Origin of the sequence: Rouxiella sp. WC2420, from assembly GCF_041200025.1 — a bacterium.
Taxonomy (GTDB): domain Bacteria; phylum Pseudomonadota; class Gammaproteobacteria; order Enterobacterales; family Enterobacteriaceae; genus Rouxiella.
In genome coordinates, this window is the sequence record NZ_CP165628.1 from 2540878 (window position 1) to 2565179 (window position 24302).

General features: G+C 48.7%; 22 protein-coding genes. 13 read left to right on the forward strand and 9 right to left on the reverse strand.

The genetic code is table 11. The annotated features are described in order from the left end of the window. The 3 genes from AB3G37_RS11620 to AB3G37_RS11630 form a co-directional block, all read right to left on the reverse strand. A complete protein-coding gene (locus AB3G37_RS11620) occupies positions 1-1656 on the reverse strand; it encodes an ABC transporter permease (protein ID WP_369790795.1) in 1656 nt (551 codons plus the stop codon). A 56-nt stretch (positions 1657-1712) separates the two neighbouring features. After that, complete coding sequence (locus AB3G37_RS11625; RefSeq protein ID WP_369790946.1) at positions 1713-2645, reverse strand: ABC transporter substrate-binding protein; 933 nt, start codon at positions 2643-2645, stop codon at positions 1713-1715. Positions 2646-2716: 71 nt separating this feature from the next. Beyond that, positions 2717-3457: an ABC transporter ATP-binding protein gene (locus tag AB3G37_RS11630; protein ID WP_369790796.1), complete on the reverse strand. Its 741-nt coding sequence runs from the start codon at positions 3455-3457 to the stop codon at positions 2717-2719. Between AB3G37_RS11630 and AB3G37_RS11635 the strand changes: the two genes are divergently transcribed. The 4 genes from AB3G37_RS11635 to AB3G37_RS11650 all read left to right on the forward strand — a co-directional run bounded on the left by AB3G37_RS11635 (position 3456) and on the right by AB3G37_RS11650 (position 6606). After that, complete coding sequence (locus tag AB3G37_RS11635) at positions 3456-3701, forward strand: hypothetical protein (RefSeq protein WP_369790797.1); 246 nt, start codon at positions 3456-3458, stop codon at positions 3699-3701. The two genes, AB3G37_RS11630 and AB3G37_RS11635, sit on opposite strands and share 2 nt — an antisense overlap. A gap of 57 nt (positions 3702-3758) precedes the next feature. Then, positions 3759-4862 carry an NAD(P)/FAD-dependent oxidoreductase gene (locus AB3G37_RS11640; RefSeq protein WP_369790798.1) on the forward strand — a complete coding sequence of 368 codons (1104 nt, stop codon included), beginning with the start codon at positions 3759-3761 and terminating at the stop codon, positions 4860-4862. 5 nt (positions 4863-4867) lie between these two features. Beyond that, positions 4868-5419 carry a DNA-3-methyladenine glycosylase I gene (locus AB3G37_RS11645; protein ID WP_369790799.1) on the forward strand — a complete coding sequence of 184 codons (552 nt, stop codon included), beginning with the start codon at positions 4868-4870 and terminating at the stop codon, positions 5417-5419. Positions 5420-5676: 257 nt separating this feature from the next. Continuing rightward, positions 5677-6606, forward strand: coding sequence for a VirK/YbjX family protein (locus AB3G37_RS11650; RefSeq protein WP_369790800.1), 930 nt, complete (start codon positions 5677-5679; stop codon positions 6604-6606). 158 nt (positions 6607-6764) lie between these two features. Here the strand turns inward: AB3G37_RS11650 and AB3G37_RS11655 are convergent, their stop codons facing one another. Beyond that, on the reverse strand, positions 6765-7733 hold the full coding sequence (locus tag AB3G37_RS11655; RefSeq protein WP_369790801.1) for a GlxA family transcriptional regulator: 969 nt from the start codon (positions 7731-7733) through the stop codon (positions 6765-6767). A gap of 131 nt (positions 7734-7864) precedes the next feature. Here AB3G37_RS11655 and AB3G37_RS11660 point away from each other — a divergent pair, with 131 nt between their 5' ends. After that, a complete protein-coding gene (locus AB3G37_RS11660) occupies positions 7865-8506 on the forward strand; it encodes an HD domain-containing protein (RefSeq protein ID WP_369790802.1) in 642 nt (213 codons plus the stop codon). A gap of 9 nt (positions 8507-8515) precedes the next feature. Here the strand turns inward: AB3G37_RS11660 and yqfB are convergent, their stop codons facing one another. Together yqfB and AB3G37_RS11670 are read right to left on the reverse strand one after the other, a co-directional pair. After that, positions 8516-8833 carry a N(4)-acetylcytidine aminohydrolase gene (yqfB, locus tag AB3G37_RS11665; RefSeq protein ID WP_009637220.1) on the reverse strand — a complete coding sequence of 106 codons (318 nt, stop codon included), beginning with the start codon at positions 8831-8833 and terminating at the stop codon, positions 8516-8518. 104 nt (positions 8834-8937) lie between these two features. Further along, positions 8938-11151 (reverse strand): M66 family metalloprotease, encoded by a 2214-nt coding sequence (locus AB3G37_RS11670; RefSeq protein WP_369790803.1) that lies wholly within the window; start codon positions 11149-11151, stop codon positions 8938-8940. 618 nt (positions 11152-11769) lie between these two features. On the opposite strand from AB3G37_RS11670, the gene AB3G37_RS11675 reads away from it, so the two are divergent. The 6 genes from AB3G37_RS11675 to AB3G37_RS11700 all read left to right on the forward strand — a co-directional run bounded on the left by AB3G37_RS11675 (position 11770) and on the right by AB3G37_RS11700 (position 16715). Continuing rightward, complete coding sequence (locus tag AB3G37_RS11675) at positions 11770-12669, forward strand: alpha/beta fold hydrolase (RefSeq protein ID WP_369790804.1); 900 nt, start codon at positions 11770-11772, stop codon at positions 12667-12669. A gap of 323 nt (positions 12670-12992) precedes the next feature. Further along, a complete protein-coding gene (locus tag AB3G37_RS11680) occupies positions 12993-13532 on the forward strand; it encodes a GNAT family N-acetyltransferase (RefSeq protein ID WP_369790805.1) in 540 nt (179 codons plus the stop codon). Between the two features lie 144 nt (positions 13533-13676). Then, on the forward strand, positions 13677-14102 hold the full coding sequence (locus AB3G37_RS11685) for a DUF2231 domain-containing protein (protein WP_009637225.1): 426 nt from the start codon (positions 13677-13679) through the stop codon (positions 14100-14102). Positions 14103-14114: 12 nt separating this feature from the next. Further along, positions 14115-15437, forward strand: coding sequence for a sorbosone dehydrogenase family protein (locus tag AB3G37_RS11690; protein ID WP_369790806.1), 1323 nt, complete (start codon positions 14115-14117; stop codon positions 15435-15437). Between the two features lie 256 nt (positions 15438-15693). Then, on the forward strand, positions 15694-16104 hold the full coding sequence (locus AB3G37_RS11695) for a hypothetical protein (protein WP_009637228.1): 411 nt from the start codon (positions 15694-15696) through the stop codon (positions 16102-16104). A 41-nt stretch (positions 16105-16145) separates the two neighbouring features. Further along, positions 16146-16715: a YMGG-like glycine zipper-containing protein gene (locus tag AB3G37_RS11700; protein WP_009637229.1), complete on the forward strand. Its 570-nt coding sequence runs from the start codon at positions 16146-16148 to the stop codon at positions 16713-16715. Positions 16716-16797: 82 nt separating this feature from the next. Here the strand turns inward: AB3G37_RS11700 and AB3G37_RS11705 are convergent, their stop codons facing one another. Then, a complete protein-coding gene (locus tag AB3G37_RS11705; RefSeq protein ID WP_369790807.1) occupies positions 16798-18675 on the reverse strand; it encodes a potassium transporter Kup in 1878 nt (625 codons plus the stop codon). Positions 18676-19037: 362 nt separating this feature from the next. Then, positions 19038-20825: a sigma-54-dependent Fis family transcriptional regulator gene (locus tag AB3G37_RS11710; RefSeq protein WP_369790808.1), complete on the reverse strand. Its 1788-nt coding sequence runs from the start codon at positions 20823-20825 to the stop codon at positions 19038-19040. 289 nt (positions 20826-21114) lie between these two features. Between AB3G37_RS11710 and AB3G37_RS11715 the strand changes: the two genes are divergently transcribed. Both AB3G37_RS11715 and adhP read left to right on the forward strand, forming a co-directional pair. Next, on the forward strand, positions 21115-22635 hold the full coding sequence (locus tag AB3G37_RS11715; protein ID WP_009637232.1) for an aldehyde dehydrogenase family protein: 1521 nt from the start codon (positions 21115-21117) through the stop codon (positions 22633-22635). Between the two features lie 29 nt (positions 22636-22664). After that, entirely contained in the window at positions 22665-23690 is a 1026-nt protein-coding gene (adhP, locus tag AB3G37_RS11720) for an alcohol dehydrogenase AdhP (protein ID WP_369790809.1), read from the forward strand. An 81-nt stretch (positions 23691-23771) separates the two neighbouring features. Here adhP and AB3G37_RS11725 read toward each other — a convergent pair whose 3' ends face one another. Further along, the gene (locus AB3G37_RS11725) at positions 23772-24236 is read right to left on the reverse strand and encodes an SRPBCC family protein (protein WP_369790810.1); all 465 of its coding nucleotides are present in this window, start codon (positions 24234-24236) and stop codon (positions 23772-23774) included. Positions 24237-24302 lie beyond the last annotated feature (66 nt).

Below are 24302 nucleotides of genomic sequence, written 5' to 3' on the forward strand. Positions count from 1 at the left end.
TCAATTCAGTTGGCGATTTTGCAGCCTGACAGCCAACAGCATCACTGCCAGAGTCAGTAACACCGCCAGGCTGGCCATTGCCATTCCGTCGCCCACCGAACCCTGTTCAAACTGCCGCCAGACAAATACCGACACGGTTTCCACTCCGGCGGGAGCAAGCAATAGCGAGGTCACCAACTCGCGCGAAGCAACCGCAAACACCATCATCATCGAGGCGAGCAGGCTGGGCCAGACCAGCGGCAGCAGAATCAGCCGCAACGCCTGTGCCGCGCTGGCCCCGTGAACTCTTGCCGCTGACTGAAGATTTTCGCCAATCTGCTTGATGGCCGCACTGACGTATCGCACCGGATAAGGCATCAGCAGACAGCAATAGGCCAACAGTAAAATCCCCACGGTATTATAAGGTGTGACCGGCCAAAAGCTGCGGTTCCACGCCAGAATCAGCCCTACGCCAACGACAATGCCGGGTAATGCTGCTGGAAATAGCGACAACGCATCAATCCACGCCGCAAAGCGCACTCGCTGTGAGACAACCAGCCACGACGCCAGCAAACCGATCGTTCCGACAATCAGCGCAGTGGCGAGCGCCAAACCAAGACTGGTCGTTAGCGCGCTCACCGCATCGCCCTGTAGGTCAAACAATGCATTGAAATGACGCCAGGTCAGATTGTTCATGCTCAGCCCGCCAGAGAGCGTGCGGCTAAACGCGGTCGCCAGCATTGACGCTAAAGGAACGCCCACGGCAATCAGCGCTATCAAGCAAAAAATTACCATAACCGGCAAACGCCAAATCCCCAGCTGACGAGGGGCCACGGCAATCGGTTTACCCGAGGTGGTTGCAACATTTTTACCCTGGGTGATGGCCCGCTGCACACAGAAGGCACAACAGGCGATAGCAACCAACACCACGGAAATGCCCGCCGCGCCCGGCATATCGATAGGCCAGTCCGCCAGCCGCTGTTCGATTCCGGTGGTCAACACGGCGATACCGCTGCGGGTCCCCAAAGCTGCAGGAACGCCGTACTCCTCAATTGCCAGCGTAAAGGCCAACAGTAGGCTTGAAGCCATTGACGGCAGCGCCAGGGGTAAAGTAATTCGCCCAAAGGCCCGCCACGGACCGGCCCCGTGAACTCTTGCCACCTCGGCGAGGCGGCTCCCGCTGGCGGCCATGCTCCGCGATACGGCAAAATAGACCACCGGGAAGACGTTCAGCGTCATGACGAACACCATTCCCGGCAGCGAAAACAGGAGGTTATTTAAATCCAGGCCTACAAGCTGCTGCAGGTAGCCGTGAGATTGCAGCGCCAACATCCAGGAAAGGGCGGCAAGATAAGGGGGGAAAAGGAAAGGGATCAGAAACAATGCATCCCAAAACGCAGCGGCGGGTAAAACAAACAATCCGCGCAATGTTCCCAATGGAATGCCGATCAGCGCACTGCCAAATGCCACACCTAACCCCAGCTTGACTGTTCCGCCCAACTCGGTTGAAAACTGGGCATCGTGCAACAGTCGACCAAAGGTGCTGAACGGTGCAGAAAATACGCCACTGGCAAAGTGTGGAAAAATCGCCTGTAACAGTACAAAACTGACCGGCACTGCCACCAAAAGCAGCAGCGCGCCACCGGTAAACATCGGTAGCCAGGAATTTTTATTCATCACAAACTCCGTGGCCCGACAAGTTTCCCTGTCGGGCGATGATCAGGTTTTCACCATTACTGTGCTGCAAACAGGGCCGCAAACTTGTCCAGTACCTGTTTACGATCGACGGAACCGGCAGTCTCGGCGGGTAAAACTTTTAATGTTTTAAAAAGCGGGCGTTTGGCGTCAATGTCTTCGCGCGCGGGCATCAGCCAGGCATCGGCGACCAGTTTCTGACCCTCCGGCGACAGAACATAATCAACAAAAGCTTTGGCCTGAGCAGGCTCTTTGCTGCTTTTGAGGATCATCATCGGACGTGGCGCAATCACTGTACCGCTGGTTGGGAAAATCACTTTTACCGCTTCCCCCGCCTCGACGCTGTTGTACGAAACATAATCCACCGCGCCAAAGACGGCGGCCTTGGCGCCTTGCAATACTGGGGTGAGTGCCTGAGCGTTAGGACCGGCGACTATCATGCCGTTAGCCTTAAGATTATCAAACAGCTTCCAGGCCTGATCGCCATAAGCATTTTGCAGACCGATCAGCAAATCCAGCGAAGCGCCGGAGAGTGAAGGGTCCGGCGTGGTCACTTTGTCTTTGAATGCCGGTAGTGCCAAGTCCTGCCAGTCGTGTGGTTCTGGAGTGCCGCTTTTAGTATTCCAGACAATACCCAGCGCCGAAATACCCTGAGCAACATAGTAAGGATTTTTGAATTCAGCCGGGACGTGGGAAGCATTGGGGCTTTGATATGCCAGCAGCCAGTCGCGTTTTGCGAGGCTGGTTGCCGTGTCCCATGAAGCAGAAATCAGTACGTCGGCGCGCGGGTTAGCCTGTTCCGCATCGAGACGCGCCATCACTTTGCCGGTTGTCGCCTGAAAAATATCGACCTTGACGCCGGTCTGTTTTTCATAGCCCGCCGCCAGTTTTTTAGCCAGCGAGCCGGGGCCGGCAGTGTACACGGTCAGTGCCTGTGCAGCGCCGGTTGTCAGAGCAAAAGAGAGAGTCATTGCAGTTAATAAACCTGTTTTGATTACAGAAACGCTGTTCGAATTACGCATTTTTTAAAATCCACCACCGATTAGGCAACAAAAGGAGAAACGCGGGAAAGAATGGCAGGAGCAGAAGAATCGAGGCTGTCAATGCGCCTGATGGCACCTTGTTCCATGCGCGCAATACAGTGGGCCAAAGCCTCGGCTTCATGCGGGTCATGGGTGACATACACTGCAGTGGTTCCGAGCTGGCGCAGCAGTAAGGCCATTTCCTCGCACAGAGTTTCACGCAGGTTGCGGTCAAGGTTGGATAGTGGCTCATCGAATAACAGAATTTGTGGCTCGGCGACAATGGCACGGGCCAAAGCCACGCGCTGTTGCTGCCCGCCTGAGAGTTCGGAGGGGCGACGATGAGTAAAATCTGCCAGCCCCACGCGGTCAAGCGCCGTCAATACCCGCTGCTGACGGGCTTTGGCCGGCACACTGCGCATTTGCAGCGGAAACGATACATTCTGGCCGACGGTCATGTGCGGCCACAGGGCGTAGTCTTGAAACACCATCCCCAAATCACGTTTTTCCGGCGGCAGACTAAATCGACCATCTACCACCTTTTGCTGACCAAAAAACACTTGGCCTGCCTCGGGGTGTAACAGCCCGGCCAGCAGTTTAAGAAGGGTGCTTTTACCGCAGCCGGACGGGCCAAGCAGCGCCATAATGGTCCCTTTTGGCACTTGCAGGCAGATATCGTCAAGCACTCGATTGGCTGCAAAATGATGAGTAACGTGTTTAACCTGGATTGCGGGCGGGAGAACAGTTAGCGCAGAGCACATGAAGCACCCCGCGTTTTTGCTGATTTTACAGTTTCAAAATTATGGAGGCGCGCAGGCACCACCGGCCGGTTGGCTGGCTGTTTCATGGGAGCTATCCTCTTTGGGATTTATTGATTCGGCCAGACTAATGATGATTTATTACGCCAATATGACGGTGCGATTGCAGGTGAACGGTGGGATAAAAGCCTTGCACCTAGCAGGACGGTTGGCTACTTTATTGATTAAGTTAACGATTAAATTGTGAATCTGCCTTTTAAATCGGGCACTTGGCGTTTCTGACCTATCACTTTCTGGAGTTTTAATGAAAATAATCGTTATTGGCGCCGGAATGATCGGCGCGTCTCTGACCTGGGAACTGACCGAGGCGGGTTTTACGGTTACGCTGCTAGACGCGAGCGAGGCGGGCAAAGGCACCAGCGCGAATTCTTTTGCCTGGATTAACTCTCACGGCAAGCCACCCGAAGCCTATCACCGCCTGAACGCCTCGGGTATGCAAGCCCATCGTGACCTGGCTAAACGTTTTGGACAGGCTCCATGGCTGAATCTCACCGGCTGTCTTGAATGGCAAGCGCCAGCAGAGCAACAGGCGATGAAAGACAACGTCGCACGTTTGCAAAGCTATGATTATCCGGCCGAATGGATCAGCGCAGGGCAGTTGCAACAGCATGAACCAGAAATGCATCTTGACGGCACTCAAGGAGCCATTGGCTGGTTCTCGTCGGAAGGATGGGTTGATACCCAGCAGTATATTCATCTGCTTTTGCAGGCCAGCGCAGCAGAGGGGGCAAAAATCGTCACCGGCAGCAAAGTTATGGAAATCTTGCAGGACGGTGACACTGTCACTGGAGTTAAAACCGCTGATGGCACCTTGCACCGCGCCAGTCTCACCATTAATGCCAGTGGTCGCTGGTCAGACAAACCGCCTTATCTTGGCCAGCAAGCTACCCAGCTTGCGCCGACGACCGGGATACTCATTCGCGTTCCTGCCGAATACGTGCCTGTTAACCACGTTTTGGCAACGCCGATGTTTCATTGCCGCCCCGATGGCGAAGGTGTAACGCTGCTTTGCCCAAATGAAGGGGTTTACGATATTGATGAATCGACCCCGCAGTCGCGGATTGATGAGCTGGCGGCAGACATTATCCTCAAGGCTGCCGAGGTTTGGCCAAGGCTGGCGGCTATCAGGCCGGAGCAGTATAAAGCTCGCATGGGTATTCGCGCCTTGCCGGTCGATGGATATCCTATTGTTGGCCCAACGCCTGGTTTAGCGGGTTATTACACCGTGGTGACTCACAGTGGTGTGACGCTGTCACCTTTACTGGCGCGCCTGGTGACCCAGGAAATCAAAGGCAAACCCGCCGCTGAGTTAGAGCCTTACCGCCCGCAGCGCCTGCGTAAAGGATAAAACACATGAAAGAACCGGTACGCTGTGCATGGGGCGAAAACGATCCTCTCATGCAGCAATATCACGACCGCGAATGGGGCGTGCCGGTATATGACAGCCGCGCTTTGTGGGAAAAGCTCATGCTCGACGGATTTCAGGCCGGGCTGTCATGGCGCACAATTCTCAATAAGCGAGACGCTTTCAGAAAGGCTTTTTGCGGATTTGACCCTTACAAAGTCGCTGAATTCACTGAACAAGATGTCGAGCGTCTGGTGACTAATCCTGAAATTGTTCGTTCACGAGCCAAAATTAACGCGGTGATTAAGAACGCCCGGGCGTATCTACGAATGCAGGAGCAGGGGGAAGATTTTTCACAATGGATTTGGTCAAAAGTCGGCGGCAAACCCATTCAGCATCTCGGTCCAATACCCACTCAAAGCGAGCTTTCACAGGATATCTCCAAGCAATTGAAAAAACGCGGTTTCAGCTTTGTAGGCCCGGTGATTGTCTATGCCTGGATGGAAGCGACCGGACTTATCAACAGCCATCATCCTGACTGTTTTCGTCGTCATCTGTAGCCCTCATTCTGACTTTCTGATTTTAGTTCCCCGTTAAATCATGAAAATTTCACACAGCCGTCATAAATCTGCTCATTTTTTACCCAATTCAATGCTTTGTTGTGGTTTTGTTTATAAAACTCGGGGAAAGTTCCCTGCGTGAGCAATAAAAGTTAAGAATTTTCCGGTGCCATACTTAAAATAACCTTAAGACATATATGAGACGAATAATTTTACCATTTTCATGGTAGCGATTTTCATTTGAGGCAAGTGGCATTATGAACACCAGTGAAAGCTTACTTATTTCAGAGGCTATTTTTTTTAAAAAATTAGTCATGAATGAAGTCATGCACGATAGATATTGGGATTCAAAATCAAATAGAGCGAAATACATTATTCGCAGTTTGCTGATGCCAAAATCAACCTTCAAAGTCCTTGGTTTTCTGGCGACTAATCCAGATGCCAAGCGCCTTATGGCAAGACAACCTTCGTTGCCTTACAAGGTTCATCGCCCTTATTTGCGGGCCAATTTAAAGACAAAAGATAAAATCAAGTCAATCTGTGAAGGGTCTCGCCTGATATTCACAAGTCTTGAGAGTTCGGTTTATAAAAAAATATACTCGAGTGATGGTTTACAGCTGGCGAAAATAGAAGGAAAAAACGGCGATTACACCATCAAGATGGGAATGGAAAATAAGTTTAGCCGAGAAGGAGAACTGGTACTTAATCTAAGAAATAGCGAAGGAATCACGCTTGCCTCTTGTGCTTTTGGTTTTGTGTTTGAGAATGACATGCCGTGTTTGTTCATCGGCGCTATGCAAGGTGGCGAAAAGCTGTGTACGCCGGAGCTGATAAAAGAGGCCACCAAGTCTTGCTATGGGCTGTTCCCGAAGAGGATATTGATTGAAATAGTGTGTTTTCTCGCCAACAAGTTCGAGTGTTCAAAAATACTGGCAGTGAGCAATAAAACACACATTTTCCAAAGCGGCCGCTATAAGAAAAGAAAATCGAGCCTGATGCTGGCGGATTACGACGGCTTTTGGGAATCATTATCTGGCCACCGCAATGCTAAAAATGACTATGAATTACCGCTTGAGATCAAAAGAAAAGATATTGAAGAGGTAACCAGCAAGAAAAGGTCTGAATATCGCAAGCGCTATGTTTTGCTTGATGATTTGAAAGCAAACTTGATTACTGTTCTTAATTAGCAATACTGTTCCACCGCTTGGCATTCCCGCTACGATCATTATTTTTGTGACCCGAAAATAAAGGATACGGGCGGGCATCGGCGCTTTGTTGTCTATTTTAAATGAACGCTGTTTGAGCAAGGGAAATATCGTAAGCTTTGAAATAAATGCGGAACCCATTAGTCAGCTTTGTTTTTGAAATAGCTGCGATACTGAGCAGGGCTAACTTTAAGCTGCCGTTGAAACGCTCGCCGTAGTATATCAATACTGCTATAACCGCATTTCGCCGCAATCTGTTTTGGTGACAGCTCGGAAGACTCCAGCAGATAGCGCGCCTGATTAATTTTCTCCTGCTCCAGCCAATCCCCTGGCGTAAGACCTATTTCCTGAGTAAATATCCGAGTAAGGTGGCGAGTACTAACACCTAAATGCTCCGCCAAAGACTTGATTGAATTGATACTTTCCAGATTACCCGTCGCCCAGCGCTGTAAATCCTGCAATGCCGAACGGCCACTGAGTGAAGTCTTCCCCGAGCGACTGAATTGCATCTGCCCGCCGGGGCGCTTGAAGAACATCACCAACTGCGCGGCAACGTCCATCGCAACTTCACGGCCTAGATCCTCTTCCACCATCATTAATGCCAAATCCAGGCCCGAGGTCACGCCAGCCGCGGTACGTAATGGTCCTTCGGCGATATAAATCGCGTCGGCATCGACCTGAATTCCCGGATAACGGCTGGCCAAGGTTTCCGCCACCGCCCAATGAGTGGTCACGCGATGCCCTTCAAGCAGCCCTGTAGCAGCAAGCAGCAGGGCACCCGTGCACACTGAACCAAAACGGCGGCTGTTCAACGCTCGATCGGTAATTGACATTAACAGCGATGCGGAGGGGGAAAACTCTGCCATATCCGGCGCACCCGCAACCAAAAAGGTATCGATGGCCAGCTGTGGTGGCTGCTCAAGACACTTCTCGGCCAACAGGCAAATTCCTGAGGAGGTGACAATCTTCAACTCTTCAAGCGCAACAACTTCCAACTGATAAATTTTACGCCCCATTTGCTGATTAACCTCGGCAAATACGTCCAGCGGGCCAGAGACATCGAGCAGTTGCACGCCTGGGATCGCCAGAATCTGGATAGTTTTGATCATTCGTATGCTCCGGTGTCTGAGTTCGTCATTATGTCTCTAATCGTCATAATACTACGATTGAAGACAGTCGGTGCAAGATTTATTGTTAATGCCAGAACAGTAAACATCACTTTTAACACGCGGGAAAAATCATGACATTTAACATTAAAGGCATTCAGATACCGGATAGTCAGATGGCGCACCAGGCAACGGAACTGGTTCGCGATACAGAGTCAGAACTGTTGTTTAATCACTCGAGCCGCGTCTACTACTGGGGGGCGTTGGCGGGTCAACAGCGCGGGTTGAAAGTCGATCACGAGCTGCTTTATATCGGCTGTATGTTTCATGATATGGGGCTGACCCACGATCACTGCAGCTGTGACAAACGTTTTGAAGTTGATGGAGCCAACGCCGCGCGCGACTTCCTGCGCCAACATCAAATTAATCAGGCTGATATTGATAAGGTTTGGACGGCAATTGCTTTGCACACCACGCCAGGGATCCCCGAGTTTATGGACCCGGTGATTGCACTGGTAACGGCGGGGGTTGAGATGGACGTATTAGGGATTGACTATGAAGGCTATTCTTCGCAAGAACGGGAGGCGGTGGTCAAAGCGCATCCGCGCACTCCGCAGTTTAAAGAAGATATTATCAACGCTTTTTATCAGGGCGTTAAAGATAAACCACAGACCACTTTTGGTAATGTGAAAGCCGACGTGATTGCCGATAAACAGCCCGATTTTGATAAGGGTAATTTCTGCTCGATTATCCGTGGCTCTCATTGGCCGTCATAACCGGGATGATTACGACGATGATTGGCAAAGCGTAAATTCAATCTTGTAGAGTTCGGTGATCCCAGGATAAATTTCGGCGATCACCGCTTTCAACTCCGCAAGTGTCATATTTTCCTGCCGGGCTTCAGCGTCAGTTAATTGGTCATACATTATTGGGGTGACGCTGATAACCTTTAGGTGGCAAAAGAAATGATTGTCTTCGTAACGAGCAACGCTGACTTTATCGCCAGCCAGATAATCGGCATCACTTTTTTCACGCAGAGTAATGGTTTTGCGACCGGCAAGAATGTCGGCTTCGAAGCGGGAGAAAAAAGTGATGTTTTTCATGGTTATCTCAAAAGTTGTGGCTTGAAATTAGTTTCTAGGCGAAACAGTAAAATGCTAGTTAGGGTATGTCAAATATGCCAGAGCAGATAATACAATTCCACTATTCATAGTGGTGGAATAGGGTCTTTGATTACTTCAAGTATGATTTTTACACCATAGCTACCTGCCTTCAATGGGACGTCATATCGGCCTGGTAATTTGTATAATGAGAGGTATTTATCATCAGTCATATCAATAAATACAGCCCCCTCCAAAGAAGTTGCCTCTACACGCCTTAAAAATTCCTGTTTGGATAGAGGATAATTCCACGCGGCAACAACTCTATCGCTCTTAATTTTAATTGGCAGATACAAGTGGCCTATTTTAGCTGCTGCTCTCGGTGCAACAGTGGCAGATTTGATATCCCGCTTAACCAGAATATACTCACTGCCTGGTACCAACGGCTGGTTTTGGTAATCTTGTCTGAGCGACGATTCGTCAGTCAGGTAGGTCCAGAACTTGTTATCCACTGGAGTGGTCGGGAAATACCCAAACGGTTTGCTTTTCAGGCTGAAATAAAATTCATGACTTGGGTAATAATATATAGAGCCCAGCTGCTCGTTTTTATCACCCCAATCGTAAAACTTATTCACGGCAAATTTCTTAAGTTTCCATTGGGTAAAAGCAGCATCCATATCTCTTTGTGGGCAAGTAATACGCACAGATTTTGGCTGTTTACTTTCGAGAACGTTGATATGGAATTTATTCATATGTCCCGCTTGCAGACGCACGCCATCAAGGCCGAATTTATCGGTATTGCCATTGGCATAGTTAATCTCCGCCCTGCATTGGCCCGTTTTCAGCGGCCGTGGCTTATAGGTGTAACCATAGCTACCGTGCAGTGCCGGATAAATGTAACTTTCCAGTTCTCCACGCGGGTCGTAATATCCCACGAGCGTCACCACAGGGACACCAAAAGCATCGGGCTTACGATATACCACGCCTTTTGGTTCGATCATTTTTCTCTGCTGTTCATTCCAGATCAAATAGCCTGAAGGTGAATGCGGTGCAATGACTGCCTTTGCTTCCAGCCATTGTTGAATACGTTTTTGGGTGTAGCCGGTATGCAGTGTATATTTAGAAAGCGGCGAGCTAGGTCCACCGCCCCCCATGGTGTCATTATTAAACTGGTAAATACCGAGGAAAGGGGGCGTAACATAGCCTTGGGTTTCATTATTACCTCCCTTATTCCAGAAGAAATTGGCAATAAAACGATTCTGAAAGCTGTCCCAGCCCCAGCCGGAATTACGATTATGGGTAGCCCATTTACCGCCGCCGGGATAATGTCCCATATTATAACCGTGGCCGAGTTCATGGCTGAATTCATTGCCAACAGTATCGTAGAGCGTCGCCATACCATTACCGCCACTAAGACCATGTCGAACAACGCCATTACTATAGCGCCCCCAGGATTGATGTACTGCCACCTGGTGAAATAATCCGGGCTGCCACTGCTGTTCGCCTTTAGAGGAGTTAATGCCGAAGTTGGCATTATCAATCCCCATTGAAATAATACCTTTGCCAATATTTTCGCGCAGATCACCCTTATAAACACCGCCAGTGTCATCACTACTGTAGGTGTATTTTTTTCCGGAAGAGAGAATGACCTGGTCTAATGTTATAGCTGAATAGTTACCGACAATAAGTTCAGATACCGGGATCTTCTGATAATAATCTTTCGCGAGTTTAAAAGACTCTTTCTCCAGAGGATTTTTATCCACTGGGCCAGGGGCTGTGAGCATACCGATACGAATATTTTGCAAAACAACCTGTGTTTCGCCACCAATATCAATAGTATTTAATTTCCCGGATCGTTGGCCTGATGTTACAAACTCGAGCGTCAGCCCAGGCTGCACCCAGTCTGCTGGAAGAATTTGACTCCACGCTTTATCGCTATCAACCACATCCGGATTTGGACTGTTGCTGGGACGATCGGCACGAGGGAGCTGTTGCGGAGAAAGCATATACATCGATCCGAGCAGTGTTCCAGTTTTATTTTTAGCGAGTAAAAGCAGTGACTTCACGCTATCGCCTGTAGGGATAAGCATGACCAGAGTGTCCCGAGTGCTGGTTAGTCTAGGCATCTCCTGCTGGCTGTTGTTTTTTGCATTGATGGTATGCGTTTGAGCAAATTTCACACTGCCGGATAGTGTGCCATTCAAATCATTTTTTAAGGTACTCCCATCGAGGAAAACATTCACTTTGGCACTGACGGGTACAATTACCAGTGATGAGGTTAATGTGAATGCTATTACACTTGCCAAGTATTTAACTTTCATAAAAAATATCCTTTTTGATTTAACATTTTCGAAAATAAATAATGATGCTGTTTATAATTACTCATTCATTTAATTAATGTAATTAAAAACAATTAAAGCCAGCTTTTCGTTTAGAGAATGGACATATATGAGGCGGGAGACTTGCCTCGTTTACTCAGCCTCTATAAATTACAGCTCATAGAATATAGTTTGGATTAGCGATAAACCCTCGAAGCTCGGGGTTGCCATTTTTAAATAAATAAGCGCACCCCAACAATTTACAGTAATTTTCCACTCGCTATCTCCAACTGATTAGAGAATAGAGTAATAACACAGTGAGCGGGTTTAGCTTATTAAAGAAATATAACTTTTATCAGCAGGTTAGTGCGTGTTGGTTGTGAGTTTTGCTGAGGGCTATTTCATTTGCATTTAAGCTTTTCTTCAATCTCCATAGCGTTCGTCCTGAAACAGGACCCATAACTAGGCAACAGTTTCTCCGGTCATGTCGGGTTCGGCTCCATTTTTGATTGTAAAAATCTTATCGATAAATTTTTTGTTAACCATGGGTGGCTTTTTGGTCATTCTATCGTTAAATTAGGAAATGAACACTTCCTAATTACTTATAAGGTTTTAATGACCATGCAAAATCAAACCTTTTCCATCTCCAACGCTTTGGCTCCCAAAGGTTTCTCCCATTTTTACCGCGTGGTTGATGGTGTAAGAATTCATTATGTCGCGGGAGGAAATCCCCATGGGGAAACGCTGGTTCTGTTGGCTGGATTTCCTGAAAGCTGGTATTCATGGCGCAAAATTATGCCAGCCTTAGCCGATCACTATTGGATTATTGCCCCTGATTTGCCGGGTCAGGGCGATTCAGATAAACCGCTGGAAGGTTATGACACTCAATCACTGGCAACTGCGGTTCATTCCCTGTTGCAACAACTTGATGTGAAAGATTATTACCTTGCAGCCCATGATGTGGGGGCTTGGGTAGCTTATCCCTATGCGGTGTTGTTTGGTGATGAAATCAAGAAACTGGCCATTCTGGATGCGGGGATACCAGGAATAACTTTACCTGATGCGCTGCCACATTCTAGTGATAAAAGCTGGCGTACCTGGCATTTTGCGTTTCATGCTATTGCTGATTTGCCTGAAGAATTGATTGCCGGTAAAGAACGTATTTATCTTAATTGGTTCCTGAGAAGAAAAACCGCTGCTCCCGATGCTTTTACCGAGGAGGATATTAACGAATATCTGCGTATTTTTACTCAAAGCGGTGCGGTTCGTGCCGGGATGGCCTATTACCGTGCGTTGGGGTTATCGTCTAGGCAAAATGCACATTTTAAAACTTTGGGGAAATTGACAACCCCGGTTCTGGCTTTCAGCGCTGAACAGGGTTCAATTGCTGATATGGCAACCCCGTTGCGGCCATACTTTGAAAATGTCGAAGGAGTTATGATTGAGAACAGCGGGCATTTTCTTCAGGAAGAGCAACCAGAGGCCATTGCAAAAGAATTCAGGAATTTCTTTAAACAATAACGGGTAGCTTGTAGTGAGAAAAAATGAGACAGAAAACCAGTCTCATTTCGCTTAAGTCATAGCTCATAAAATATAGTTTGGATTAGTGATAAATCCCTGAGGTCTAGGTATTTGATTGATGGATAAATAAGTACGTGCCCCCTTTATATGATATGTCGTGACTGAGCTTACTGCTGCAATTTCATTTTCTGTACCATATAGGTGCTTTAGATCTAATGCATAATCCAAGTGACCAACCTCATAAATATAGGAATGATGAGGCCCTTTGGAAAGTAAGATGAGAATGGGGGAAAACACTGGTGCGTTGGGGCAGGCTGTGAGTTTTGCTGAAGATTATTTTATTTGCTTTTATACTTTATTTTTTTACAGCTTGGGTATTTGAAGGGATGATGAACAACAAGTTAGGGGATTTAAATTTTATTGTTATCAAGAATCCTGCAGAAGATCTGCGTGTAACGGCGTTGATTGACGATTTGAATCAGTCGCTGGAAGTCATCACGGGTGCCAGCGGCAGTAAAAATGCCGTGCTCACCGATTTTGAGCATCATAGAGCATTGTTTGTTATTGGCCTGCGTGATGAAAATGCCGTTGCCTGCGGAGGTTTTAGGCCAGTTGATCGCCAAACTTGTGAAATCAAACGCATGTTTTCTATTGAGAAAGGCAAAGGGATTGGTGGGCAGCTGCTGGCTGAATTAGAACGGCAAGCGGGTGGGCTGGGTTATACAACGATTCAACTTGAAACGAGGCGAATCAACCAGGGAGCTGTAAATTTCTATCTCTCAAACGGTTACCAAATCATCGACAATTACGGCATTTATCATGGCCGTGCCGAAGCGGTTTGTTTTGCAAAACGGCTGTGCTGAGCAGCGTTAAAATTCGGGTTATAGAAACTTATTATCACACTTAGCCACATAAACTCATAATTTTAACTAATATTTCACAAGTGCATCCTGCATTGTGCATCATTTTTGGTGCATTGATTTTTTATTTGCATAAGGAGCTTGTGAATGACCTCTCTGCGATCCCCAAAGAATTCGGCGTTAGCCGTAGGTATTGTGGCGCTTCTTGACCCGCTGCCGATCGGCTTTTTCGCCGCAGCCTGGATATTCGATATCATTTATATCTACAGTACAGAAATTGCCTGGACTCAGGCCGCAAGCTGGCTGATTGTCTTCGGACTGTTTATTGCCATTATCCCCCGTATTATCAACCTGATACAGGTCTGGGTCGGCACTGGATATCCGCAAGGCTCGCCGGTAAAAGTGCATTTTTGGGCCAGCGCGCTAGCCATCGTCTTATCTATTTTCAATGCATTTATTCACAGCCGCGATGCCTTCGCCGTGGTTCCCGCTGGCGTAACCTTATCCACTGTCGTGGTGCTGTTACTGTTGTTCGCCAATCTGCAACTCGCGCTGCGCGAACGCCTGGCTTAAGGAGGAGTGACAATGAAAAATATCTATGGATTATCAATTTTAGCGTTAACTTTGCCGCTATTGCTGACCGGCTGCGACGAGGCGGCAAAAATCTCTCCCGAGCAGCAAACCGGCAGCGACCCGGTATTACCTGCGGCAAAAAATTTCCTGCTACCGCCGATGCAAGTGCCGAGCGGCACCCCGTGGAAAGATGGAGAAACGCCAAAGGTCGCCGCAGGATTGAAGATTTCGAAAGTCGCCGATGGCTTTATGCATCCGCGCCAGATTACTGTATTACCTAACGGCGATGTGCTGGTGGTTGAAGCCAACAGCCCCGCTGGCGTTACCAGTAAACCAAAAGAAGTGATTATGGGTATGGTGCAGAAAGCTTCTGGTAAAGGTGGGCCGGGCGGCAACCGAATTACTCTGCTGAGAAATGCCAACGGAGACGGCAAAACGTGGGAGAAACATATTTTCCTCGAAAACCTGCATTCGCCTTTCGGCGTACAGTTAATCGGCGACCAACTCTATGTCGCCAATGCCGATGGCCTGATGCGCTATCGCTATCAGACGGGTGACACTAAAATAACTGCTCCGGGCACTGAAATTGCTGATTTACCCGGTGGTCCTATCAACCATCACTGGACCAAGTCCCTGTTGGCCAGCCCGGACGGTACTAAGTTGTACGTTGGCGTCGGTTCGAACAGTAATATCACCGAGAATGGCATTGGCGCAGAATATCGTCGGGCAGATATTCTTGAGGTTGATGTAGCGACCGGTGCAAGCCGTATTTTTGCCAGCGGCCTGCGTAATCCGACCGGACTCCAATGGGAGCCGCAAAGCGGTAAACTGTGGGCGGTGGTCAATGAACGTGACGAAATCGGTGCCGATCTGGTGCCGGATTATATGACTTCGGTTCAGGAACACGCTTTTTATGGCTGGCCATACAGCTATTACGGGCAACATGTCGATCAACGCGTGCGGCCGCAGCGGCCTGATTTGGTTGAAAAAGCTATCAAACCGGACTATGCGCTGAGTTCACACGTCGCACCTCTGGGCCTGTGGTTCTACACCGGAACCAATCTCCCGGCTGAATACCGCGGTGGCGCGTTTATTAGCGAGCACGGTAGCTGGAATCGCAAACCGCTCAACGGTTATCAGGTAGTTTATGTGGCGTTTAAAGACGGCAAACCCGTTGGCCAGCCAAAACCGGTGGTCACAGGATTTTTGACGGATGATCAAAAACAGGTGCGTGGATTGCCGGTAGGTTTGGCAATGGACAAGCAGGGCGCTCTGCTGATTGCTGACGATGCAGGTAATGCGGTCTGGCGGGTAACCGGTGCCGACAGTCAATAAATTAAGCTATAAAGTTTATCTGAACCACGCTTGTTCAAAGACCTTATATTGAGTGACTTGCCAATAGTGTTAAGAGTGCCTGTGGAGAAATTAAAGCAGCAGGCACTCATTTATAAAGTGACATCATTTCAAACAATCTCTCCATTATTTACACCTCAACTTTACGAATGTTTTACGTCCTCCACTGATAACACTTGGCCTAAGCAGGCGTATATTAGTACTAATCATTTTTCTCATCTCCATTTGAAGGTTTGTGATGAAAAAGTTAACTCTGTTGAGTCTCTGTGCAACGTTGTTGGTGGGATTAGGCGCAACTGCCGTTTCCCAGGCAGCACCTTATCCTCATGGAGGCGGCGGTGGCTTCCACGGCGGCGGCCCTGGTGGTTATCACGGCGGTGGCGGTTATCACGGCGGCTATCATCATGGTGGTTGGGGCGGCCCACACGTATTTGTTGGCGTAGGACCTTATTGGGGACCGGATCCTTACTATTGGGGCCCGCAACCTTATTATGCTCCGCCGCCGGTAGTTTATGTGACGCCACCTGCGCCGCAGGTTTATGTCGAAAAGCAGACGGCGAGTGCCAGTTATTATTGCCACAATCCGGTTGGTTATTATCCACAGGTGCCACGCTGTCCGACAGGCTGGCAAAAATTAGCGCCAAGATAAGACTCATTACGAGAATTTCGGCAATTTGAGGTCAAGTTAACATGAAAATTTTTGCCTACGCGCCTGTGGCTGTTGTTCTGGGTGCAGTCATGCTGTCTGGCTGCGTCAGCCCGCCATCCGGACCCGATGTCCGAGCGATGCCGGGAAGCGGTAAATCTTATGAGCAGTTTATGGCAGATGATTCAACCTGCCAAAGCTATGCTCGTGGCAACGTTAATGGGGATTCTCAACGGGCAAATAATAATGCGGTCAACACTGCGGCAGCCGCTACGGTAATCGGGGCTGCAGGCGGCGCATTGTTAGGTGCGGCTTCTGGTCATGGCGGTTCTGGCGCACTGATTGGTGCGGGTAGCGGCTTGTTAGTCGGTAGCGCGATGGGTAATGATTCCTCGATGGGCAGCTATGACGACATACAGGAACGTTATAATGACGTTTATGTCCAATGTATGTATGCCAAAGGGGAAAAGGTGCCAATGCCAGCAGGATTTAATCAATCCTATCAGTCTCAATCTTCTGATGCAGGCGTACCGCCGGATTATAATCAGCAGAGTGAAGGTGCGCCGCCAGATTATTATCCACAAGATAATCAAAGCGTACCGCCAGACTATTAACAGTTGAAGTTAACGTAATATTGCTGAAAGAGTTGGAGCCCGGAAATCATGCGATAAAATATCGCTGCCTTTCCGGGCTTTTTTATAGCGCAACCTGACGGCTGATTTCCACAACCCGATCGCTGGGCAGGCGATAATGGTCAGTAATATGAATGTTATTGCGAACCATAAGTGAGAAAATATGCCGCTGCCACGAAGGCAGGCGTTTGCGGCCTTCACCACGGACAATGTTTTCATGTCCAACATAGAAGGTCAGATTTTCTCTGTCGACGTCGAGATCGGCAATCTCCTTATATCCCAGCAATTGCGCAATATTAGGTTCTTCGATAAATCCATAGTGGGCAATGACGTGCCAAAAGTTAGGCGCAATTTCCTCGATCTCTAATCGCTCTTTGGCTGAAACCCTCGGAATATTTTCAATCTGGATGTTCAATGAAATAACCTGAGCATGCAGTGAACCATTGCGAGTGACGTGCCAACGCATAATAGTGGGTGTCTCCGTGGATCGCGTTAAAAATACTGCAGTACCGGGTACCCGTGGAATTTGATGAGTTTCAATGTCAGTCAGAAATTCTTTAACCGGCATGGTTTTTTCACGAACCACCAGAGTGGCAATTCTGACGCCATGATGCCAAATCATCATTACGCTATAAAGTGCCAACGCCATAAGCAGTGGAACATACCCCCCTTCGAGTATCTTGACCAGGTTAGCGGTTAAAAAGCTCAAATCTACGATAAAGAATAAACCGGCAATCAATCCGCTGATGACTATTCCCCAGCGCCATACTTCACGCATCGAAACATAGATTAATCCACTGGTCATAATCATGGTAAAGGAGACGGCAATCCCATAGGCAGCGGCCAGGCGGTCGGAAGACTGGAAGAAAATAGTGAGGAAAACGGTCGCAATCATGAGTAACCAGTTAATCGAGCCAATATATATTTGCCCGTAACTTTCTTCAGAAGTCTGTTTTATTCTTAGCCGTGGTAACCAACCAAGCTGCATTGCCTGTCGAGTCATGGAAAAGGCCCCACTGATAATTGCCTGGCTGGCAATAATAGTGGCAAGTGTGGCTAATATCACCAGCGGAATAAGCATGCCGGGCGGGCAGAGGCGATAGAAGATATTCTGAGTGACATCAGCGCCGGATAAAATCAACGCCGATTGCCCGGCGTAGTTGAGCAGTAGGCTGGGGAAAACCAAAGCAAACCATGCAAGCCAAACAGGGCGTTTACCAAAATGGCCCATATCGGCATATAAGGCTTCTGCTCCGGTCACACAAAGGAATACGCCTCCTAATACTAAAAAGCTGCTTAGGCCATGGGAGAATAAAAATTTGAAGGCGTAATATGGATTAACCGCGGCTAACACCGCTGGATGCTGCACAATCCCCCAGATACCAAGCCCGGCAATGACCACAAACCACAGCGCCATTATTGGACCAAAAAGTTTGCCAATCTTCGCCGTACCCATTGCTTGGATAGCAAATAGGGCGATTAGAATCGCAACGGTCACTGGCACAATATAAGATTTTGATTCCGGCAAGACTATATTGACCCCCTCAATGGCTGAGAGGACAGATATCGCCGGGGTGATGGCACCATCGCCGTAAATCAGCGCAGCACCAAATATGCCGGCGAAAACAACCAATGGCCGATTTTTCTTTTGCGTAAACAGCAAAGACATAAGTGCCAGTATTCCGCCTTCACCATTATTGCTCATACGCATGGCGAACATGGCATATTTTAATGTAGTCACAATCACTAATGTCCAGATTATTAATGATAATAATCCGAGAACCACCTCATGGGAGGAGCCGCCACCTGACAAATACAAGACTGTTTTCAAAGTATAAAGCGGGCTAGTGCCGATATCCCCGAACACGACACCCAATGCGCCCAGTGCCAGCAATTTTGTTCCTGCCGGAGCTTGATCTTCCGTTACATTGTCACTCGACATCCATTAATCCTCAACAATTTCTAAATCAAATAGTTAATTATCGATAGCTGTGTTTTTTAACTGTTTCCAGTAACCCTACATTCAGAATAGTCACTTAACACCGTGATGCTAATTTAAAGATGTTTTATAAAATTACCGTGAACACTGAGCTGTCGAGAGCCTCTATTTAATAAAAATATTTAATATCGCACACAGGCTCGCCCCCCACAGGACCAGTGAGGTTTATGACTTTCTTTTAACGGTGCTTGTTGAACAATATCGGGGGTTGGAAATAGGGCGCTTTTCCATTGATTTTTAATTGGATTATGAGAGGAGGCTCGGCTGCACTAACGTCGAAGTCACTCTTTTGTACACTTGTATAATCACCCAGCTTGCCTTTCTCGTGCCGCACGGCGATAAAGCGTGCTGCGCGCAACACCCAGTACTTTCGCCGCCTGGGAAATATTACCGTTGCAACCCTGCAAGGTTTCAGCGATGAACTGGTCATCATGTTGTTGCAGGGCCGAATGCGGCGCAGTGTCTTCAAGCTGATATTTACCGGGCAGGCTGTCGCAGTCAAGAAGTTGTCCATCATCAGCCAGTGCCATCAGTACCTTAAGCAGGCTACGCAATTGGCGCACATTTCCCGGCCATGGGTGTTTCGCCAGCCGGTTTATCAAGGCCGGTGCGAGCTGAATATCTCTCTGCTCGCTGCCCAACTCACGCCACAGCTGCAAAATAAACGACTGTAGCGAAGGCCATTCGCGCAGTGGGGGAATAGTGATTGAAAATTCTTGCAGCCGATAGAACAGGTCTTCACGGAATTTACCTTCCTCAACCAGTTGAGTCAGATTACGGTGGGTCGCGCAGATCACGGCAAAATTAACCGGCCAGCTATGGCTCGATCCCAGCGGTGCGACCTCTTTTTCCTGCAACACACGCAGCAATCGGGTTTGCAGTGCCAGTGGCATATCACCAATTTCATCGAGAAACAGCACGCCGCCGTCGGCTTCCCGAATTTTGCCGACATAGCCATTTTTACTGGCCCCGGTAAACGCACCTGCCTGATAGCCGAACAGCTCAGATTCAATCAATGACTCGGGAATGGCCGCGCAGTTTATCGCCACAAACTTCCCTTGATGCCATTGACTCTGCTGATACAAAGCGCGACTGACATACTCTTTACCGCTGCCTGTTTCACCTAAAATACACAGTGAGATCCCGGCATTTAGCAAACGCACCAATTTCTGATTTTCATTGCGCAGCGAGTACGAATAATCGGGGGGGTTAGTGGCGCTGGATGGCTGATAGACGCGGGTTGGTGCGCGTAAGCGAAAATAATAGCGTTGCAGGTTGTGTGTGATGAGCGGTTGAGCAACGCTGTTGGCGCTTTGAATATTATGCGGAAAAAGTTGCTGGAAAGTGGTGTTGCCAAAATTTTCTCTACATAGACTCAGCTCCCTCATCGCCATACGGTTTGCGGCCATTAGAATATTGTCTGAAAAAATTAGCAGCATCTCGTCAGCATTATCAATACCTTGCACCTGCGGGTGCAGACTCATTAGCCACTGGTCAGTGTGCAAACTCTGTTTCATCCACAGATATTCAATATGTTTCGCCGCTTCTTTCACCCAGGCCAGCGTGTTGGGATGGGGAAAGTTGGCCGGTCCCGAGATATCCAGCACTCCGGCAATTTGACCGTCGGGTGATTGCAGGGTCATCGCAGCACAGTACAGCCCTTGATTACTGGTCAGATAATGCTGATCGGCATAGATTTCGCAGCTATCGTCAATGGCCAGCGCAGTGCCAATTGCATTGGTTCCTCGTCCACCTTCGCTCCACAAATTTCCGGGTTCCAGAGCAAAACGCTGGGCTTTTTGCATTGCTTGCATATCGCCAAAAGTGTTTAGCACCAGCCCGCTGGCATCAGAAAGAACCACTACCGACTGCTTATCTGCAGTCTTTTCGGCCAGCGCTTTTACGCCGGGTTGGGCCACGCGTTGCAAGGCGGCATTATTGGCCAGCAGGTCAGCGAGTTCACCTTGTTGAATGCGCGGAAAATCGTCGGCCAAACGGTCGATGCCATAGAGTTGGCTGCGGAACCAGGATTCACTGAGCAGCGGATTGGCGTCCTGAGCGGTGGTATTGGCAACTGACGAATTTCCCTGCATTGGCAACCTCATGCTTGTATCGAAAGTGTTTCAATAGTGTAGCCAATGAGTTTTTTAAGTGTTGCGATTTGCAACACAGATACGAAAACTTTCTATTCTTGAAAAAATCTGAAAATTAGTGATGAATTTATTTTATTGATTTATATCAGCTTTTAATTGAATTCAGCTTTAGATCATTGTTGGCACGATGGATGCTACACACATCATGCCATCGCGAATTTGTAGAGTGTTTGCAGCGCTGATGGCCAATCTCAGAAAGTAGTACCCTACATAAAACAAGGAGTTTGCGATGCGTTACGCACATCCCGGAAAACCGGATGCTTTGGTTACTCTCAAAGCAACCTATGGCAATTACATCGGTGGCAAATTCGTAGAACCGCAAAGCGGTCAATACTTTATGAACACTTCACCCGTTGATGGCAGTGATATTGGTCAGTTCCCGCGCTCCGATGCCAAAGACATTGATGCTGCTCTCGATGCTGCTCATCAAGCCGCTGACGCCTGGGGGAAAACCAGTGTTCAACATCGTTCCAATCTGCTTTTACAGTTAGCCGATCGTATTGAAGAAAACCTTGAATATCTGGCGGTGGCGGAAAGTTGGGATAACGGTAAGCCTATCCGTGAAACCCTCAATGCTGACTTGCCACTGGCGGTGGATCATTTCCGCTATTTCGCTGGTTGCCTGCGTGCGCAAGAAGGCAGTGCTGCAGAAATTGACGAAAAAACAGTTGCTTATCATTTCCATGAACCGCTGGGGGTTGTGGGGCAGATCATTCCTTGGAACTTCCCACTGTTAATGGCTGCGTGGAAACTGGCCCCGGCGCTGGCTGCGGGTAACTGTGTGGTGCTTAAACCCGCAGAGCAAACGCCGCTGGGCATTACCTTGCTGCTCGAATTGGCCGGTGATCTGTTCCCCGCAGGCGTGCTGAACGTAGTACAAGGTTACGGTAAAGAGGCAGGCGAAGCGCTGGCAACCAGTAAACGTATCGCCAAAATTGCTTTCACCGGCTCAACTCCGGTGGGACGACACATCATGGCCTGTGCCGCGGAAAATATTATTCCGTGCACCGTCGAACTGGGTGGTAAATCACCGAATATCTACTTTGCCGACGTGATGAACGCCGAACCCGAGTTTATCGAGAAAGCGGTTGAAGGGCTGGTGCTGGGCTTCTTCAATCAGGGCGAGGTCTGTACCTGTCCTTCACGCGCGCTGATTCAGGAGTCTATTTACGAAGAGTTTATGGAGCGCGTGATTGCCAAGGTGGCAAATATTCGCCGTGGTGACCCGCTGGATACCGACACGATGATTGGCGCTCAGGCATCCCGCCAGCAGTTCGACAAAATCCTCTCCTATATTGATATTGCCAAAGAAGAGGGCGGTCATATTCTTACCGGCGGTGAACGCGCCTCGATTGGTGCAGGATTCGACAACGGTTTCTACATCCAGCCGACTCTCATCAAGGGCGAAAACCAGATGCGTTCCTTCCAGGAGGAAATATTTGGGCCAGTTATCGGCGTTACCACCTTTAAAGACGAGGCGGAAGCGTTGGAAATCGCTAATCAGACACAGTTTGGTCTCGGCGCAGGGGTGTGGACTCGTGACACTAACCTGGCTTATCGCATGGGCCGCAACATAAAAGCGGGTCGTGTCTGGACCAACTGCTATCACATGTATCCGGCTCATGCAGCCTTTGGTGGCTACAAGCAGTCAGGCGTGGGACGCGAAACCCACAAAATGGCGCTAAGCCAATATCAGCAGATTAAAAACCTGTTGGTCAGCTACGACATTACACCGTTAGGTCTTTTCTAAGACTCTCTTTACCTGTAAGGAAAATAAAGATGAAAACGATGAAAGCCGCAGTAGTTAAAGCCTTTGGTGAGCCATTAGTGATTGAGCAGGTGCCAATCCCTGAAGTCGGGCCGGGCCAGGTACTGGTGAAAATTGTTGCTACCGGTGTATGTCATACCGACCTTCACGCCGCAGAAGGCGACTGGCCGATAAAACCGCAGCCGCCGTTTATTCCGGGACACGAGGGCGCGGGTTACGTGGTGGCAGTAGGTGATGGCGTAAAGCATATTCAGGAGGGGGATCGCGTCGGCGTGCCGTGGCTATACTCCGCCTGTGGCCATTGCGATCATTGTCTGGAAAATTGGGAAACCCTGTGCCTTTCGCAGCAAAACTCTGGCTATTCCGTTAACGGCAGTTTTGCAGAATATTGCCTGGCAGACGCTAATTATGTCGGCATCTTGCCAGATAATATCGGTTTTAATGAAATTGCGCCGATACTCTGCGCTGGCGTTACGGTTTATAAAGGTCTGAAAATGACGGATACCAAACCGGGCGACTGGGTCGTGGTTTCCGGAATTGGCGGCCTTGGCCATATGGCAATTCAGTATGCGGTTGCGATGGGGCTGAATGTTGCCGCGGTAGACATCGACGATGACAAACTCGCTTTTGCCAAACGTCTTGGCGCCAGCGTAGTGGCCAACGCCAAAAATGTCGATCCGGCCAAAGTGTTTCAGGAGGAGTTTGGCGGGGCTCACGGCGTGCTGGTCACGGCGGTATCGCCAAAGGCATTTGAGCAGGCGATTGGTACGATGCGTCGCGGTGGAACCATGGTGTTAAATGGCCTGCCACCGGGTAAATTTGACCTGTCTATTTTTGATATGGTGCTCGATGGCATCACTGTTCGTGGGTCAATTGTCGGCACACGTAAGGATCTGCAAGAGGCGTTAGATTTTGCCGGTCGCCACAAGGTCGCTGCCAATATTGCCGTCGAACCGCTGAGCAATATCAATGATATCTTTGCCCGTATGCATGCCGGCAAAATTGAAGGGCGCATTGTGGTAGATTTAGCGCTTTAAGACTGTTGCTTTCATTCAAGAAAAATCAAAAGGCTCTCTTTCGGGAGCCTTTTTCATGGTTGGTGTGTGCATTTATTCGCATTACAATTTTTTAGCGTATTCAACCAATTGGTCGGTGACAATTCCCCAGCCGACATAAAATCCCATATCTTCATGAGCCTGGCGAGATTCTGCACTGCGATGCCGCGCAACGGCGGTGTATTTAGTGCTGTTTTCTCCCGCATCTTCCAGCAGAAGAATCGCTGTCATAAATGGGTTCTCGCTGGGCTTCCATCCTTCGCTGAAAGCATCAGTAAATACCAGTTTTTCATTTTCGATAATTTCCAGATAGACGCCATTATTGTTCATTACCTTGCCATCCACCTCAAAAGTGGTGTTAAAACGCCCGCCGGGGGTGAGATTGATTTCGCATTCAGTGACTTTATGCGGTCTGGGAACAAAGAAATTCTTGATGTGCCGGGGCGTTGTCCAGCATTGCCAAATCAACGAACGAGGAACCTCCAGGATTTTCTCCAGCTTGAGATCTGTCTTCGGATCAAAGTTCATTTCTCATATCCTCTTAAGATTGTTTACACAGTAATACGGCTTTTCAGTATTAGAATATACGCCTGA